The 14,128-nt window shown below is 72.1% G+C and carries 14 protein-coding genes; 10 read left to right on the top strand and 4 right to left on the bottom strand.

The annotated features are described in order from the left end of the window. Nucleotides 1–197: 197 nt before the first annotated feature. Nucleotides 198–1,496, top strand: coding sequence for a hemolysin family protein (locus Apa02nite_RS23255; RefSeq protein ID WP_067705297.1), 1,299 nt, complete (start codon nt 198–200; stop codon nt 1,494–1,496). A 42-nt stretch (nt 1,497–1,538) separates the two neighbouring features. After that, nucleotides 1,539–2,774, top strand: coding sequence for an SLC13 family permease (locus tag Apa02nite_RS23250; protein WP_203826871.1), 1,236 nt, complete (start codon nt 1,539–1,541; stop codon nt 2,772–2,774). Between the two features lie 43 nt (nt 2,775–2,817). Here the strand turns inward: Apa02nite_RS23250 and Apa02nite_RS23245 are convergent, their stop codons facing one another. Then, nucleotides 2,818–4,449 (bottom strand): outer membrane protein assembly factor BamB family protein, encoded by a 1,632-nt coding sequence (locus tag Apa02nite_RS23245; protein WP_203826870.1) that lies wholly within the window; start codon nt 4,447–4,449, stop codon nt 2,818–2,820. Between the two features lie 465 nt (nt 4,450–4,914). Here Apa02nite_RS23245 and Apa02nite_RS23240 point away from each other — a divergent pair, with 465 nt between their 5' ends. The 6 genes from Apa02nite_RS23240 (at nt 4,915) to Apa02nite_RS23215 (ending at nt 11,633) form a co-directional block, all read left to right on the top strand. Further along, entirely contained in the window at nt 4,915–5,367 is a 453-nt protein-coding gene (locus Apa02nite_RS23240; RefSeq protein WP_203826869.1) for a universal stress protein, read from the top strand. Nucleotides 5,368–5,442: 75 nt separating this feature from the next. Further along, nucleotides 5,443–7,920 (top strand): DUF4118 domain-containing protein, encoded by a 2,478-nt coding sequence (locus tag Apa02nite_RS23235; protein WP_203826868.1) that lies wholly within the window; start codon nt 5,443–5,445, stop codon nt 7,918–7,920. After that, nucleotides 7,917–8,579, top strand: coding sequence for a response regulator (locus Apa02nite_RS23230; protein WP_203826867.1), 663 nt, complete (start codon nt 7,917–7,919; stop codon nt 8,577–8,579). Before Apa02nite_RS23235 ends, Apa02nite_RS23230 begins: the two co-directional genes overlap by 4 nt. Nucleotides 8,580–8,738: 159 nt before the next feature. After that, nucleotides 8,739–10,196, top strand: a complete 1,458-nt coding sequence (locus tag Apa02nite_RS51945; RefSeq protein ID WP_373873027.1) for a methyl-accepting chemotaxis protein — start codon at nt 8,739–8,741, stop codon at nt 10,194–10,196. Between the two features lie 28 nt (nt 10,197–10,224). After that, complete coding sequence (locus Apa02nite_RS23220) at nt 10,225–11,340, top strand: WD40/YVTN/BNR-like repeat-containing protein (RefSeq protein ID WP_067687607.1); 1,116 nt, start codon at nt 10,225–10,227, stop codon at nt 11,338–11,340. After that, nucleotides 11,337–11,633: a MoaD/ThiS family protein gene (locus tag Apa02nite_RS23215; RefSeq protein WP_067687605.1), complete on the top strand. Its 297-nt coding sequence runs from the start codon at nt 11,337–11,339 to the stop codon at nt 11,631–11,633. Before Apa02nite_RS23220 ends, Apa02nite_RS23215 begins: the two co-directional genes overlap by 4 nt. Nucleotides 11,634–11,785: 152 nt before the next feature. Here Apa02nite_RS23215 and Apa02nite_RS23210 read toward each other — a convergent pair whose 3' ends face one another. The 3 genes from Apa02nite_RS23210 to Apa02nite_RS23200 form a co-directional block, all read right to left on the bottom strand. Further along, nucleotides 11,786–12,073 (bottom strand): hypothetical protein, encoded by a 288-nt coding sequence (locus tag Apa02nite_RS23210; RefSeq protein WP_067687603.1) that lies wholly within the window; start codon nt 12,071–12,073, stop codon nt 11,786–11,788. A gap of 120 nt (nt 12,074–12,193) precedes the next feature. Continuing rightward, the gene (locus tag Apa02nite_RS23205; protein WP_203826865.1) at nt 12,194–12,448 is read right to left on the bottom strand and encodes a hypothetical protein; all 255 of its coding nucleotides are present in this window, start codon (nt 12,446–12,448) and stop codon (nt 12,194–12,196) included. A 182-nt stretch (nt 12,449–12,630) separates the two neighbouring features. Then, a complete protein-coding gene (locus Apa02nite_RS23200) occupies nt 12,631–12,873 on the bottom strand; it encodes a hypothetical protein (protein ID WP_203826864.1) in 243 nt (80 codons plus the stop codon). A gap of 74 nt (nt 12,874–12,947) precedes the next feature. Here Apa02nite_RS23200 and Apa02nite_RS23195 point away from each other — a divergent pair, with 74 nt between their 5' ends. Then, the gene (locus Apa02nite_RS23195) at nt 12,948–13,133 is read left to right on the top strand and encodes a hypothetical protein (protein WP_067687596.1); all 186 of its coding nucleotides are present in this window, start codon (nt 12,948–12,950) and stop codon (nt 13,131–13,133) included. A gap of 315 nt (nt 13,134–13,448) precedes the next feature. Continuing rightward, the gene (locus Apa02nite_RS23190; protein WP_203826863.1) at nt 13,449–14,006 is read left to right on the top strand and encodes a TetR/AcrR family transcriptional regulator; all 558 of its coding nucleotides are present in this window, start codon (nt 13,449–13,451) and stop codon (nt 14,004–14,006) included. Nucleotides 14,007–14,128: the final 122 nt, after the last annotated feature.

Here is a 14,128-nt window from a genome sequence, read left to right as displayed (position 1 = left end):
GACGATCTGTACCCCAGCGGACGCACGACATCGATCTTCTGAATTTGATCTTGATGCTTCGCGTGACTGAGCTTCACCCCGCCGCGCTCCCGTTTCATACGACCGGGTTTCCTGGGAATGGCATTCAGCTTTGCTGGGTACCTTCACGGAACTCAGCGCCGGGATCCGGCGCTGAGTCTCAGTCAGCGAAGGAGTTGATGTCCGCCGTGGGCGGATACGGGTGGCAAGTAGTCCTCGTCGTGGTTCTCGTGCTGCTCAACGCAGCTTTCTCCGGCAGTGAGATGGCACTGATCTCGCTCCGCGAGAGCCAGCTCCAGCGCCTGGAGCGGCAGAGCCGAACCGGTCGCACCCTGGCGAAACTCGCCCGGGACCCGAACCGGTTCCTCGCCACCATCCAGATCGGCATCACCCTGGCCGGGTTCCTGGCCTCGGCGGCCGCCGCGGTCTCGCTCGCCCAGCCGCTGATCAAGCCGCTCGGCTTCCTCGGCACCGCCGCCGAGCCCGCCTCGATCGTGGTGGTCACCCTGGTCCTGACGTTCTTCACGCTGGTCATCGGCGAGCTCGCGCCCAAGCGCATCGCGATGCAGCGGGCCGAGGGCTGGGCCATGCTGGTGGCCCGGCCGCTCGACATCCTGGCCACCCTGTCCCGCCCGGCGAACTGGCTGCTCGGCAAGAGCACCGACCTGGTGGTGCGGATGGCCGGCGTCGACCCGGACGCGGGCCGCGAGGAGGTCAGCACCGAGGAGATCCGCGACATGGTCGCCCAGCAGCAGGACTTCACCGCGGAGCAGCGCACCATCATCAGCGGCGCGTTCGAGATCGCCGACCGGATCCTGCGGGAGATCCTGGTGCCGCGCCGCGACGTGCTGGTGCTGCCGGCCCAGCTGCCCGCGCCCGAGGCGCTGCAGCTGCTCGTCGACGGCGGCCACTCGCGCGCTCCGGTGACCGGCCCGATGGGTCTCGACGACGTGCTCGGCGTGGTGCACCTGCGTGACCTGGTCGGCGCCGAGGGCCCGGTCCGTGAGCACATGTTCACCCCGCTCTTCCTGCCCGAGACGCTGAAGATCGCCGACGCGATGCGCCAGCTGCGCACCCAGCGCCAGCAGTTCGCGCTGGTGGTCGACGAGCGCGGCGCGATCGACGGGATCGTCACGATGGAGGACCTGGTCGAGGAGGTGGTCGGTGAGATCTACGACGAGACCGACCGCGACGTCCAGTCGGTGATCCACGAGGACGACGGCTCGATGCTGCTGCCCGGCACGTTCCCGATCCACGACCTGCCGGACATCGGCGTCGAGATCGAGGAGGAGGACGAGGGCGACTACACCACGGTGGCCGGCCTGGTGCTGGCCCGGCTCGGGCACATCCCGACCGCGCCCGGCGAGACGGTGGCGATCGACGGTCACACCGCCGAAGTGGTCGAGGTCACCGGGCGGGCGATCACCAAGCTCCGGCTGCGGCCGGTGGAGAGCGAAGAGCCCGCGTCGGTCGCCTGACCCCGTGGTTTGCATCCTGCCCGGACCGGGCAGGATGCGGCGGTGTCCACGATCATCGCGCTCGTGCTGCTGGCCGCGGTGCTCGGTTTCGCCGTCGCCCGGCCGCGCGGCCTGCCCGAAGCGGTAGCCGCCGTCCCGGCCGCGCTCCTCTGCATCACCCTCGGGCTGGTCTCGTTCACCGAGGCCGTCCACGAGGTGCGGGAACTGCTCCCGACCGTGCTCTTCCTCGCCGCCGTGCTGGTCCTGGCGTACCTGGCGGAGAAGCACGGTGTCTTCGAATACGCCGGCGCTGCCGTGGCCCGGTTCGGCCGGGGCCGCCCGAAGAGGCTGCTCACCGCGGTCTTCGCGGCGGCCGCGCTGACCACCGCGGTGCTCAGCCTGGACGCCACGGTCGTGCTGCTCACCCCGGTGGTGCTTACCGTCGCGGCCCGCGCCGGCGTACGGCCCCGCCCGCACGTCTACGCCTGCACCCACCTGGCCAACTCCGCGTCGCTGCTGCTGCCGGTGTCGAACCTGACCAACCTGCTGGCGTTCGCGGCCAGCGGGCTGAACTTCGCCGGGTTCGCCGCGCTGATGGCCGTGCCGTGGCTCGCCGTGGTCGCCGTCGAATACGTGATCTTCCGGTTCTTCTTCGCCCGTGACCTGGTCGGCCAGGCCGAGGCGCCGCCACCGCCCGGACCGGCCCCGAAATACGCCCTCGCGGTGCTCGCCGCGACCCTCGCCGGGTTCGCCGCGCTGCAACCGTTCGGGGTCGACCCGGCCTGGGTGGCGGCGGCCGGGGCGATCGGACTGGCGATCCCGCTGCTGCGCCGGCGCGCGGTCGGGGCCGGCACCCTGCTCGCCGAGGCGAACCCGGCGTTCTGTGCGTTCGTGCTGGCGCTCGGGGTGGTGGTGCTCGCGGTCCGCAGCAACGGCCTCGGTGACTGGATCGACGGGCTCGTGCCGCGGCACGCCGACCTGCTCGGCCTGCTCGCGGTGGCCGGGCTCGCCGCGATCCTGGCCAACCTGCTGAACAACCTGCCGGCGACGCTGGTGCTGCTGCCGGCCGCGGCGCACTCGCCCGGGCTGCTGATGGCGGTGCTGATCGGGGTGAACGTCGGGCCGAACCTGACCTACGTGGGATCGCTGGCGACCCTGCTGTGGCGGCGGATCCTGCACGCGCGGGACGCGGCGCCGCGGACGTCGGAGTTCCTGCTGCTGGGGCTCGCGACCGTACCGGTCTGTCTGGTGGCGGCGGTGGTGGCGCTCTGGGCGGGCCTGCGGGTCGGCGGGATCTGACCCGCCGGGGCGGCTTCTTTGGTCACCGCCCCGGAGAGTCAGCTCAGCGCAGGACGACCACCGAGGGAAGCACCGTGGTCCGGTAGGCCGGGGTCAGCACCAGGTGACCCCGATGCTCGACGATCGCGGTGGACCGGACGCTCACCCACTCCCGGGTCACCTTGCCCTCGCGGAGCGCCGTGACCTGGCCGGACCTCGGGTCGAGCCGGACCAGACTGGCCTCGAGCAGCTTCGACTCCAGGACCAGCAGACCGTCGTCGTCGGCTCGGATGAACGCCGGGTCACCCAGGTTGCCCTGCTCGTCCCAGAGCTTGTGACCGTCCTTCAGGTCGAAGGCGATCACCTGGTTGCCGGTCCGGTTGCCGGCGTACAGGACACCGCCGTGCGCCATCATCGCGGGCTGGTCGATGCCACCCCGGATGCTCGGGCGGCTGGTGCCGATCAGGTCCAGATCCCAGCCGGTGGCCTTGGACGGCACCGTGGCGACCTTCTTGCCGGCCGCGTCGGTGATCAGCACCGAACCGCCGCCCTTGCTGAGCGCGACAACCACGACCGGGTCGGCCGAGACCACGTTCAGCACCGAGAACAGGTCCTCGCCCATCGGGGTGGCGGACATCTGCTTCCCGGTGACCGGATCGAGGATCACGATGTCGTGCTTACGGTCGAGGAAGCATTCGCTCTCCATCACGATGCGCTTGTCGGTCATCGCGAAGACCTCGTCGTCGCAGTACTTGGCGGTGGGCAGGCGCCACAGCCGGCGGCCGCTCGCCAGGTCGACGGCGGTCACGGCGCTCTGGTCGTCGTAGACCGCGACACTGCCGCCGGCGATCATCCGGACGCCGGCGAGGACGCTGCGGGTGCCGGCGGTCTTCTGCACCGGGACGGTGTGCGTCATCGTGCCGGTGGCCAGGTCGATCACGCCGATCTGGGCGCAGCCCGTACCGTTCTTGACCTGGTCCTCGGCGGTGCCGAAGGCGATCACGCCGAAGCCGGCGGCCGGGTCGTGGGAGGCCGTGCACACCGGTGAGCCGGCCGGGACCTCGGTGGCCCAGGCCCGGGTGCCGTCGGCCAGCCGGTAGGCGGCCACGCCACCCGCGGACACGCGGACGACCAGGTCGTCGGTGACCCAGGTGGCGAACGAGGTGGCCTCCTCGGCGGCGCCGTCCTGAGCAAGCCGGTCCTCGGCGGCGGTCTTGGACCAGGCGACCGTCAGGGGTCCGTCAGTGGCGACGGCGGCGGGTTCCGGGTCGGCCCCGCCGGACCTGTTGTGCCAGATGACGGCGGCGCCGGCCACCAGGACGAGCAGCACGACGAGGCCGGCCAGCAGGGGGCCGCGGCCGGCGGAGCGGGCGGGGGGCCGGGGTTGTACCGGCCACTGCTGGTGGGGCGGGGGCGGGGCCGGCCAGGACTGAGGGGCGGGAGCGGGCTGCTGATAGGCGGGCTGCACCGGGATGAGCGGCTGCGGCTGCGGGCCGGGGACCGGGAATGCCGGGCTGTCCGGGAACGGCGGCGGCGCTGAAGCCGGCAGCCCCGGACCGGCCGGAAAGGGTGGCGGGCTGCCGAGAACCGGCCGCGGCGGGTCGCCCAGGACCGGCGGCGCGCTGCCAGGAACCGGCAACCCACGGTCCGGAATCGGCGGCGGCTCCGGCGAGCCCTGCTGTGGCGGCTGAGTCATCTGTATCCCCCGTTGTGCTGGCGCATGTGGACAACGGCGGCCATTCTCGTCCGGCATCGACACACGTCGTCAGCCAGGCCCACCTGTCGCGGGCGAGTCGCGGTCCGCCTACCGGGCAGGAACCGCGGTCACCGCCCGCAGGCCCGCCAATGTCTCCCGCATGATCGAGCCGGCCGGCCCGAGCATCCGGCCCCAGGCAGGTGGTCCCCTCCCGCTCACCCCTTTTCCGGTACGCACGGAGCGCCCGCCCGCAGGCTACGAGCCGAGTCCCGCCCGTGAGGCCAACGCCGGACCGTTCCCACTCCGGACCGCAGCGCGCCGCCAGACCCCGGCTGGCGCTGAGGGGTGTCTCGAGGGCCCGGAGGCACCCCTGAGCACCAGCCGACGCAGTGCGACGCGCCATGGCCCGGACCGGCAGCGCGCCTCGCGGTGGCGGAGTGGGGGAGGGGCTGGGAGGGTTTGGGGATGAACGTTCTGGTGTGGGTGCGGGAGGGGGTCTGGCCCGCGGCGGTCGACGCGGCGCGGGAGCTGGCCGGTGTGGACGACGCGGTGACCCTGGTGCACGTGGTCGATCCGGCGATCGCGGCCGGGGCGCAGGGGGCGTATGCCGGGCTGCTCGGCCGGGGCGGGTGGTCGCCGCGTGGGCGGACGGATCCGGGTGCGGCGGTGACCGCGGCCGAGACCGGTGCCGAGGAGGCGCTGATGGCGGCGGCCGGGGAGCGGCTCGGGCGGGACGCGGCGCCGGTGTTCCGGCGGGGACGGGTGGAGCGGGAGGTGGTCGAGGCCTGCGCGGGGATGGACCTGCTGGTGGTGGCGCGGGACGGTGACGTGCGGCGGGCCGGGCCGAAGAGCCTGGGGCCGGCCAGCCGGTACGTCGTGGATCACGCGCCGTGCCGGGTGCTGCTCGTCTGGCCGTGACCGGCCGCGTCAACAACGCGTCAAAAATGTCCGATGGATGGGGCCCGGGCCCGTGCCGGGCGGTAGGAATTAGCTGTGTCACGCGGCGAACTGCGGATCTACCTGGGTGCGGCCCCCGGCGTCGGCAAGACCTACGCCATGCTCGAGGAGGCCCACCGGCGCGCCGAGCGGGGCGCCGACGTCGTCGTCGCCCTGGTCGAGACGCATGACCGCCGGCACACCGCCGCCATGCTGGACGGGCTCGAGGTGGTGCCCCGCCGGGAGGTGACCCACCGCGGTGTGGCGCTGACCGAGCTGGACCTGGACGCGGTGCTGGCCCGGCGGCCGGAGCTGGCCGTCGTCGACGAGCTGGCGCACACCAACGTGCCCGGTTCCGCGCACGCCAAGCGCTGGCAGGACGTGCACACCCTGCTGGACGCCGGGATCAGCGTGCTGACCACGGTCAACGTCCAGCACCTGGAGTCGCTGAACGACGTGGTCGCCCGGATCACCGGTGTCGAGCAGCGGGAGACCGTGCCGGACGCCGTGGTCCGCGCCGCCGAGCAGGTCGAACTGGTCGACATGACACCGGAGGCGCTGCGCCGGCGGATGGCGCACGGCAACGTCTACCGGCCGGAGAAGGTCGACGCGGCGCTCGGCAACTGGTTCCGGACCGGGAACCTGACCGCGCTGCGCGAGCTGGCCCTGCTCTGGCTCGCCGACCAGGTCGAGGAGCAGCTCGACCGGTACCGCGCCGACCACGACATCGACGCCACCTGGGAGACCCGGGAACGGGTGGTGGTCGCGCTGGCCGGCGGGGCCGAGGGGGACACGCTGATCCGCCGGGCGGCCCGGATCGCCGACCGGACCAAGGGCGCCGACCTGCTGGCCGTGCACGTGACCCGCAACGACGGGCTGGCCGGCGCCGACCCGGGCGCGCTGGCCCGGCAGCGGGTGCTGGCGGAGAGCCTGGGCGCGACGTTCCACCAGGTGGCCGGGCCGGACGTGTCCCGGGCGCTGCTGGCGTTCGCCCGCGGGGTGAACGCCACCCAGATCGTGCTCGGCGCGTCCAGCCGCGGCCGGTTCGCCCGGCTGCTCACCGCCGGGGTGGGCCCGACCACCACGGCGCTGTCCGGGTCGATCGACGTGCACCTGGTCACCCACGAGCGGGCCGGGCGGGGCGGGCGCCGGGAGCGGATGCCAGCCGCGCTGTCCCGGGGCCGGCGGATCGCCGGGTTCCTGACCGCGCTGGCCGGTCTGCCGCTGCTCACCGCGATCCTGCTGGTGGTGCCGGACCCGCCGCTGGTCAACGACATCCTGCTGTCCCTGGCCGCCGTGGTCGGGGTGGCACTGATCGGCGGGCTGTGGCCGGCGCTGTTCGCCGCGGTCGCCGGGTCGTTGCTGCTGAACTGGTTCTTCACCCCGCCGTACGGCCGGCTCACCATCGCGTCGCCGCAGAACCTGCTGGCCTTGGGGATCTTCGTGGTGGTCGCGGTGGCGGTCAGCTGGGTGGTGGACACCGCGGCCCGCCGGACCCGGCAGGCCGCGGCGGCGGCAGCCGAGGCGCAGACCCTGGCCGCGGTGGCGAGCGGGGTGCTGCGCGGGCAACGGCCGCTGCCCGCGCTGCTGGATCGGCTGCGGGAGACGTTCGGGCTGGACTCGGTGGCGCTGGTGGAGAACGGCGTGGTGGTCGCCGGGGTGGGCGAGCCGGTCTGCGCGCGGGCCGCCGACGCGGACGTCGTGGTGCGGGTCGACGACGCGCTGCTGATGCTGCTCACCGGACACACCCTGGAGGCGTCCGACCGGCGGATCGTGGAGGCGTTCGCGGCGCAGGCCGCTGTCGCGCTGCGGCAGGAGCGTCTGGCGGCCGAGGCGGCCACCGCGCGACCGCTGGCCGAGGCGAACAGGTTGCGGTCCGCGCTGCTCGCGGCCGTCAGTCATGACCTTCGTACGCCGTTGGCCAGCGCGAAGGCGTCGATCGCCGGGTTGCGCAGCACCGAGGTGGAGTTCGACGAGCACGACCGCGCCGAGCTGCTGGCCACCGCGGACGAGTCGCTGGACCGGCTGGATCGGCTGGTGGCGAACCTGCTGGACATGAGCCGGCTGCAGTCGGGGGCGCTGGGCGTGCTGGCGATCGCGGTGGGCGCCGAGGAGGTCGTACCCCGGGCTCTTGACGATCTTGGCCCGGAGGGCCGGAAGGTGACCTTGCGCGTGCCCGACGACCTTCCGTTGCTGGACGCCGATCCGGGTCTGCTGGAGCGGGTCCTGGTGAACGTGATCGCGAACGCGCTGCGCTACAGCCCGGCCGACCGGCCGCCGATGATCACCGGCAGCAGTCACGGCGCCAGCGTGGAACTGCGGATCATCGACCACGGCCCGGGCATCCCGGCGGACCGGTGGGACGATGTGTTCCTGCCGTTCCAGCGCCTCGGTGACCGGGACACCCACAACGGCGTCGGGCTCGGCCTGGCGCTGTCCCGCGGGCTGACCGAGGCGATGGGCGGCACCCTGGTGCCGGAAGAGACCCCCGGAGGCGGCCTCACCATGATCCTTGCCTTGCCGGCCTCGCGGTGACCCGCGTCCTGGTCGTCGACGACGAACCGCAGATCATCCGGGCGCTCCGGATCAACCTGAAGGCCCGCGGGTACGAGGTGGAGATCGCCGGCGACGGCGCCGCGGCCCTGCACGTGGCCGCGCACTTCCACCCCGACCTGGTGGTCCTCGACCTCGGGCTGCCGGACATGGAGGGCACCGAGGTGATCGCCGGGCTGCGCGGCTGGACCACGGTGCCGATCATCGTGCTCTCCGGCCGGGCCGGCAGCACCGACAAGGTGGCCGCGCTGGACGCCGGCGCGGACGACTACGTGACCAAGCCGTTCGGGCTGGACGAACTGCTCGCCCGGATGCGCGCCGTGACCCGCCGGATCCAGCCCTCCGGCCTTCCGTCCGTGGAGATCGGTGCGCACACCGTCGACCTGGCGACCCGGGCGATCAGCGGGGACGTCCGGCTCACCCCGACCGAGTGGCAACTGCTGGAGCACCTGGTCCGGCACCCCGGCAAGCTGATCACCCAGCGCGAGCTGCTGCACGACGTGTGGGGACCGCAGTACCAGACCGAGACGAACTACCTGCGCCAGTACATGGCCCGGCTGCGCCGCAAACTGGAGCACGACCCGGCCCGCCCGCGGCACCTGCTCACCGAACCCGGCATGGGATATCGCTTCCAGCCTTGACGTTTCTGCTACATCTTGCGGAATAAGCGCCGATTCTTGTGATGAAGGACTTTCGGCACTTGTCAAAGGGGACTCAGCGTGGGGTGGTTCGGTTCACGGCAGGCGGGTCCGGAGCTCAAGCGGCCCATCCCACGTGATGTCGAGTCGCTGGAGGAGCTGGTGCTGGCCCTCGAATCGGCGGGCGACGAGACCAACGCGTGGCGGATCACGGTGGCCAGCACTGTCGAGTCGTACGGCTTCGGGTACGGCGCGATCTGGGTGCCGGACGGCCGCCAGATGCGGCTGGTGCACGAGACCGGCCCGCTCAGCGGCCAGATCCAGGCGGTCACCCCGGGCAAGACGTTGCCGGCCGACACCGGGCTGATCGGCAAGGCGTTCCGGTCCCGGCAGCTCACCCACGCCGATTCGGCGGCCGAGTGCGGCGACTGCCGGCGCTGCCAGGCCGCGCTGCAGGCCGGCATGGTCGCCGGCTTGGTGCTGCCGGTCACCAAGGGCACCGAGGTGGTCGGTGTCCTGGAGTACTACTCGCCGACACCGCTCTACCTGGACGCCGCCCGCAAGGAGAAGTTCGCGACCATCGCTCGGATCGCCGAGCGGGCGCGCAGCGGCGCGGTCGCCGCGGCCGAGCTGCGCCAGGTCGCCGACGACAGGCTGGCGGTCACCGCGGTGGTCACCCGGCTGGGCGCGGCGCAGGACAGTCAGACCGCGCTGCGGGCCGCGCTGGACGCCGTCCGGTCCGCGTTCCACTGGGCGTACGGGTCGTACTGGGAGGTCGACCAGAACGAGAACGTGCTCAAGTTCCAGGTCGAGTCCGGCTCGGCCGGTGACGAGTTCCGCCGGGTCACCCTGGCCGCCACGTTCGCCGAGGGGGTCGGGCTCTCCGGCCGGGCCTGGCGGGCCAAGGACCTGGTCTTCATCCGGGACCTGGCCGAGCTCACCGACTGCGTGCGGGCGCCCGCGGCGGGCCGGGCCGGTGTCCGGTCCAGTGTCTGCTTCCCGATCTCGAGCGGGGACCGGATCGTCGGCACCATGGACTTCTTCACCACCGAGTACATCGACCTCTCCGAATCCCGGGCCGCCGCCCTGCGCAACGTGCAGCAGCTGGTGTCGCAGCGGCTCGAAGTGCTCCGGGCGACCGAACGGTCGGCCTCCAATGCCCGCGCGCTGCTGGACACGGTCGAACGGCTGCGCAACGCCAGCGACGACGCCACGAACGTCGCCGAGCAGGCGGTCAGCCGGGCCTCGGCGATGACCGCCGAGGTGGCCGCGCTGGGCCAGGCGTCGTCCGCGATCGGCGACGTCATCAAGATCATCGAGTCGATCGCCGAGCAGACCAACCTGCTCGCGCTGAACGCCACCATCGAGGCGGCCCGGGCCGGCGAGTCCGGCAAGGGCTTCGCGGTGGTCGCCGGCGAGGTCAAGGAGCTGGCCCGGGAGACCGCCGAGGCGACCAAGAAGGTGGCCGAGCAGATCGCCGGGATCCAGGCCAGCGCCGAGACCGTGGCGGCCGGCATCCACACCACCAGCGAGACGATCGGCAAGATGGACGCGGTGCAGGTCCGGATGAACGAGGTTCTCGCTGAACAGGCTGAAATGGCGCGCGCCCTGGAAGGCTGAGCGGCCGTGATGGGGCAGAGTGGATCCCATGACTAGCGTTCGGCTACTGGTTGGCACACGCAAAGGCGCGTTCATCCTGACCTCGGACGGCACGCGCAAGGATTGGCAGGTCGACGGCCCGCTCTTCCCGGGCTGGGAGATCTACCACGTCAACGGCTCCCCGGTCGCACCCGACCGGTTGTACGCGTCGCAGTCGTCGGGCTGGTTCGGGCAGGTGATCCAGCGCTCCGACGACGGCGGCAAGAACTGGGAAGCCGTCGGCAACGACTTCACCTACGAACCACCGGTCGGCGACCACCTCTGGTACGACGGCACCCCACGCCCGTGGGAGTTCAAACGGGTCTGGCACCTGGAGCCGTCCCGTACCGACCCGGACACCGTCTGGGCCGGCGCCGAGGACGCCGCGCTCTACAAGTCCACCGACGGCGGCGGGAAGTGGGAAGAGCTGACCGCGCTGCGGCAGCACCGCACCGGCCCGCAGTGGCAGCCCGGCGCCGGCGGGATGTGCCTGCACACCATCATCACCCACCCCACCGACCCGGACCGGATCTACGTGGCGATCTCGGCGGCCGGGGCGTTCCGTACCGACGACGGCGGCGCGTCCTGGCTGCCGATCAACGCGGGCCTGCGCTCGGACGGCATCGCGGACGAGGATGCCGAGGTCGGGCACTGCGTGCACCGGATCGCGATGCACCCGTCCCGGCCGGACACCCTGTTCATGCAGAAACACTGGGACGTGCTGCGCACCGACGACGCGGGCGGCCGGTGGCGGGAGATCAGCGGCAACCTGCCGACCGACTTCGGCTTCCCGATCGCGGTGCACGCGCACGAGCCGGAGACGATCTACGTCGTACCGATCACCAGCGACTCGCTGCACTACGTGATGGACGGCAAGCTGCGGGTCTACCGCAGCCGCACCGGCGGCGAGCAGTGGGAGCCGCTGACCGCCGGGCTGCCGCAGGAGCACTGCTACGTCAACGTGCTGCGCGACGCCATGGCGGTGGACACTCTCGACGAGTGCGGGATCTACTTCGGCACCAGCGGCGGCCAGGTCTACGGCTCCGCGGACAGCGGCGACTCGTGGACCGCGATCGTCCGCGATCTGCCGCCGATCTGCTCGGTGGAAGTGCAGGTGCTGCCGTGATCCGGGTGGTGCTGCCGGTGCATCTGCGCACCCTCGCGCGCTCCGGCAAGGAGGTCCGGGTCGAGGTGGACGGCCCGGTCACCCAGCGCGGAGTGCTGGACGCCGTCGAGCGGGACTATCCGATGCTCACCGGCACGATCCGGGACCGGAATTCCGGGCAGCGGCGGCCACTGGTCCGCTTCTTCGCCTGCGAGGAGGACCTGTCCAACGACGCGCCGGACACGCCGCTGCCCGACCGGGTGGCGCGAGGCGAGGAGCCGTTCCTGATCGTCGGCGCGATGGCCGGCGGCTGAGGGGTTCAACTTCTTCATGTCGTGCGTCCGCCGGGGTACAGATCGTCGCTCCCGCCGGGACCCCTGCGGGCTTCGCTGGCCGCTGGCGCGTCCAGAACGCGAAGCCCTCCGGGGCGACGTCCGTGGGTGGTCACGGAAATTCGGCAGGTGGCTCAGCGATGGGTCACCTGCCCTTGCGGGGGCCCGTTGAGGTCGATCAGGGTCGGCAGGTCGTCCCTGGTGATCGGCTCAGCGGGCTCGGCGCCGGGCCGGATGATCAGCACGGTGTCCGGGTGGATGTCCCAGTCCGCGCAGTCGTAGGGACCCCAGAGCCCGGTCTGATCACCGACCTGGTTGAAGGCCTCGCAGTCACCCGGACCCGCGTGGGCCGGGCTCGCCGTCATCACCAGGGCGGTGATCATCCCGCCGCCGGCGATGGCCAGCTTCGTGGTCGTTCGCATCTCGTCCCTCCTCGGTCGTGCGTTCTGACGGGAAACCGGAGGCGGCCGCTCTCCCCGAACGGGGGGAAGCGGCCGCGGTGACGGTCTCTGGGTCGTGCTGGGTCAGTGCGTGTGCGGGGGTCAGTGTGCCGCTGCGACGATCTCGACAGGCGGAACGTCAGCGACGGGCTCGGCGGTGGGCGTCTCGGAGACGGGCTCCAACAGCTCTCCCACAACGGTCTCGGCAGGCGTCTCCGCGGCGGGCGTCTCTGCGACCGGCGTTTCGACGGCGGGCGTCTCTGCGGCGGGCGTCTCCGCGGCTGGCGTCTCCACGACCGGCGTCTGCGTGACCGGCGTTTCGGCGGCCGGCGTCTCCGTGACCGGCTCCGTTGTCACCGCGGGTGCCGGTCCCGTGCTCGCGGCCGGGGTCGGCTCGGTTGTCACGGCAGGACCCGGTTCCGTGGTGGCGATCGGGGCCGGCCCAGTGACGGCCGGTGCCGGTTCCGTGCTGGCCGCGACCGGCTCCGTCGTGACCGCAGGCGTGGGCTCCGTCGTCACGGCCGGCAGCGGCTGAAGGGTCACCGACGTAGCGGGCTGAGATCCGGCAGTCGGCTCCGGTCCGGGCACACCGGGAGCCGTGGTGCCGGGAGCCGGCGTTCCAGGTCCGCCAGGCGTTCCAGGTCCGCCAGGCACTCCAGGTTCGCTGGGCACTCCGGGCGTTCCAGGGCCTGCGGGCGTACCCGGGCCCTCGGACGCACCCGGACCTCCGGGAACACCAGGACCACCGGGTGCTTCCGGCCCTCCGGGCGTGCCGGGACCACCGGGCTGTCCCGAGCCCGTGGGCGGGGCGCCCCCGTTGTCAGGCCCACCGGGCATCCCCGGGTAGGGATGGGGCGTGCCACCGCCGGGTATCTCTGGCCAGGCCGGCCACCCCGACGAACCCCCGTCCCCGAAGTCCACCACCAGCACGAAGATCCGCTTGATCCCGTGGAACGCCGACCGGCAGTCCGGCTGGTCCCACGCGCCGAGCGCGGCGCCGAACCGGCTGATCTGCTCGCAGGCGGCCCGGGTGTCGTACTGACCGGCCACGTCGTGCGGGCGATAGCTCTGCGCCTGCCCCGACGCGTTGCCGGTGTCCGGCACGGTCGCCGGCGCCGCCTGCGCGGGACCGGCCAGCGCGGCGCCGGCCAGAATCCCTGCTCCGGCGAGGGTCAGGCTCCGTGTCGTCTTGTTCATCTCGTCCCTTTCCAGCGATAACCTGTCGGGAAGAGCTGACCACGGAAACCACCACAATTTCCCTCGATCGGACGAATCTGCGGTATATTTCCGTAAATAGGTCATCTAATGCGCTATGGCACGGCGTTCACCGGCTGCGCGGCGGCATACCATCAGGGGCATGGTGAGGCGTACCGGCGCGGAGACCCGCGAGGAGATCCACGCGGCGGCGACCCGCCTGTTCCGCGAACGCGGCTATTCCCGCACGTCGGTGCGGGACATCGCCGCGCTGGCCGAGACCAACCCGGCCCTGGTGATCCGCCACTTCGGCACCAAGGAACTGCTGTTCCTGGACACCATGCACCTGACCATCGACGACGAGCCGCTGCTGAACGTGCCCCCGGCCGAGTTCGGCCCCCGCTTCGTCGCACGCCTCCTGGCCGACGACGACATCCGCGGCGTCTACTTGGCCCTGGTCCGAGGCTCCAACGAACCCCAGATCAAGGAACGCCTCCAGGCCATCCACGAACACACCTTCGTCGGACCCTTACGCGCCCGCCTCACCGGCCCGGACGCCGACCTACGAGCCCGCCTGGCCGCCGCGGTGATCGGCGGCCTCCTCTACGCCCTGTGGGTGGTGTCCGACGAGCAACTGGTAGCCACCGCCCCAGAAACCCTGATCACCCACTACGGAGCCCTCCTCCAGCAACTGATCACCCCACCCACCCCCACCAGTTGACCACCCCCACCTCCCAGCGCCCCCCGACAGCCGCCGTTCCCACCAGCCGCCGACTCGGTCTTGACAGCTGACGTTCCCACCAGCCGCCGACTCGGTCTTGACAGCTGACGTTCCCACCAGCC

Origin of the sequence: Actinoplanes palleronii (assembly GCF_016862315.1) — a bacterium.
In the GTDB taxonomy this organism is placed as follows: domain Bacteria; phylum Actinomycetota; class Actinomycetes; order Mycobacteriales; family Micromonosporaceae; genus Actinoplanes; species Actinoplanes palleronii.
The sequence above is the reverse complement of the archived record's forward strand: the minus strand, read 5'-3'. Positions and strand labels throughout refer to the sequence as shown.

Bases quoted from the DNA above. Each gene is read 5' to 3' on its own strand.
- Apa02nite_RS23255 (WP_067705297.1), top strand. From the start codon at position 198: ATGTCCGCCGTGGGCGGATACGGGTGGCAAGTAGTCCTCGTCGTGGTT.
- Apa02nite_RS23240 (WP_203826869.1), top strand. From the start codon at position 4,915: ATGAACGTTCTGGTGTGGGTGCGGGAGGGGGTCTGGCCCGCGGCGGTC.
- Apa02nite_RS23245 (WP_203826870.1), bottom strand. From the start codon at position 4,449: ATGACTCAGCCGCCACAGCAGGGCTCGCCGGAGCCGCCGCCGATTCCG.
- Apa02nite_RS23190 (WP_203826863.1), top strand. From the start codon at position 13,449: ATGGTGAGGCGTACCGGCGCGGAGACCCGCGAGGAGATCCACGCGGCG.
- Apa02nite_RS23220 (WP_067687607.1), top strand. From the start codon at position 10,225: ATGACTAGCGTTCGGCTACTGGTTGGCACACGCAAAGGCGCGTTCATC.
- Apa02nite_RS23210 (WP_067687603.1), bottom strand. From the start codon at position 12,073: ATGCGAACGACCACGAAGCTGGCCATCGCCGGCGGCGGGATGATCACC.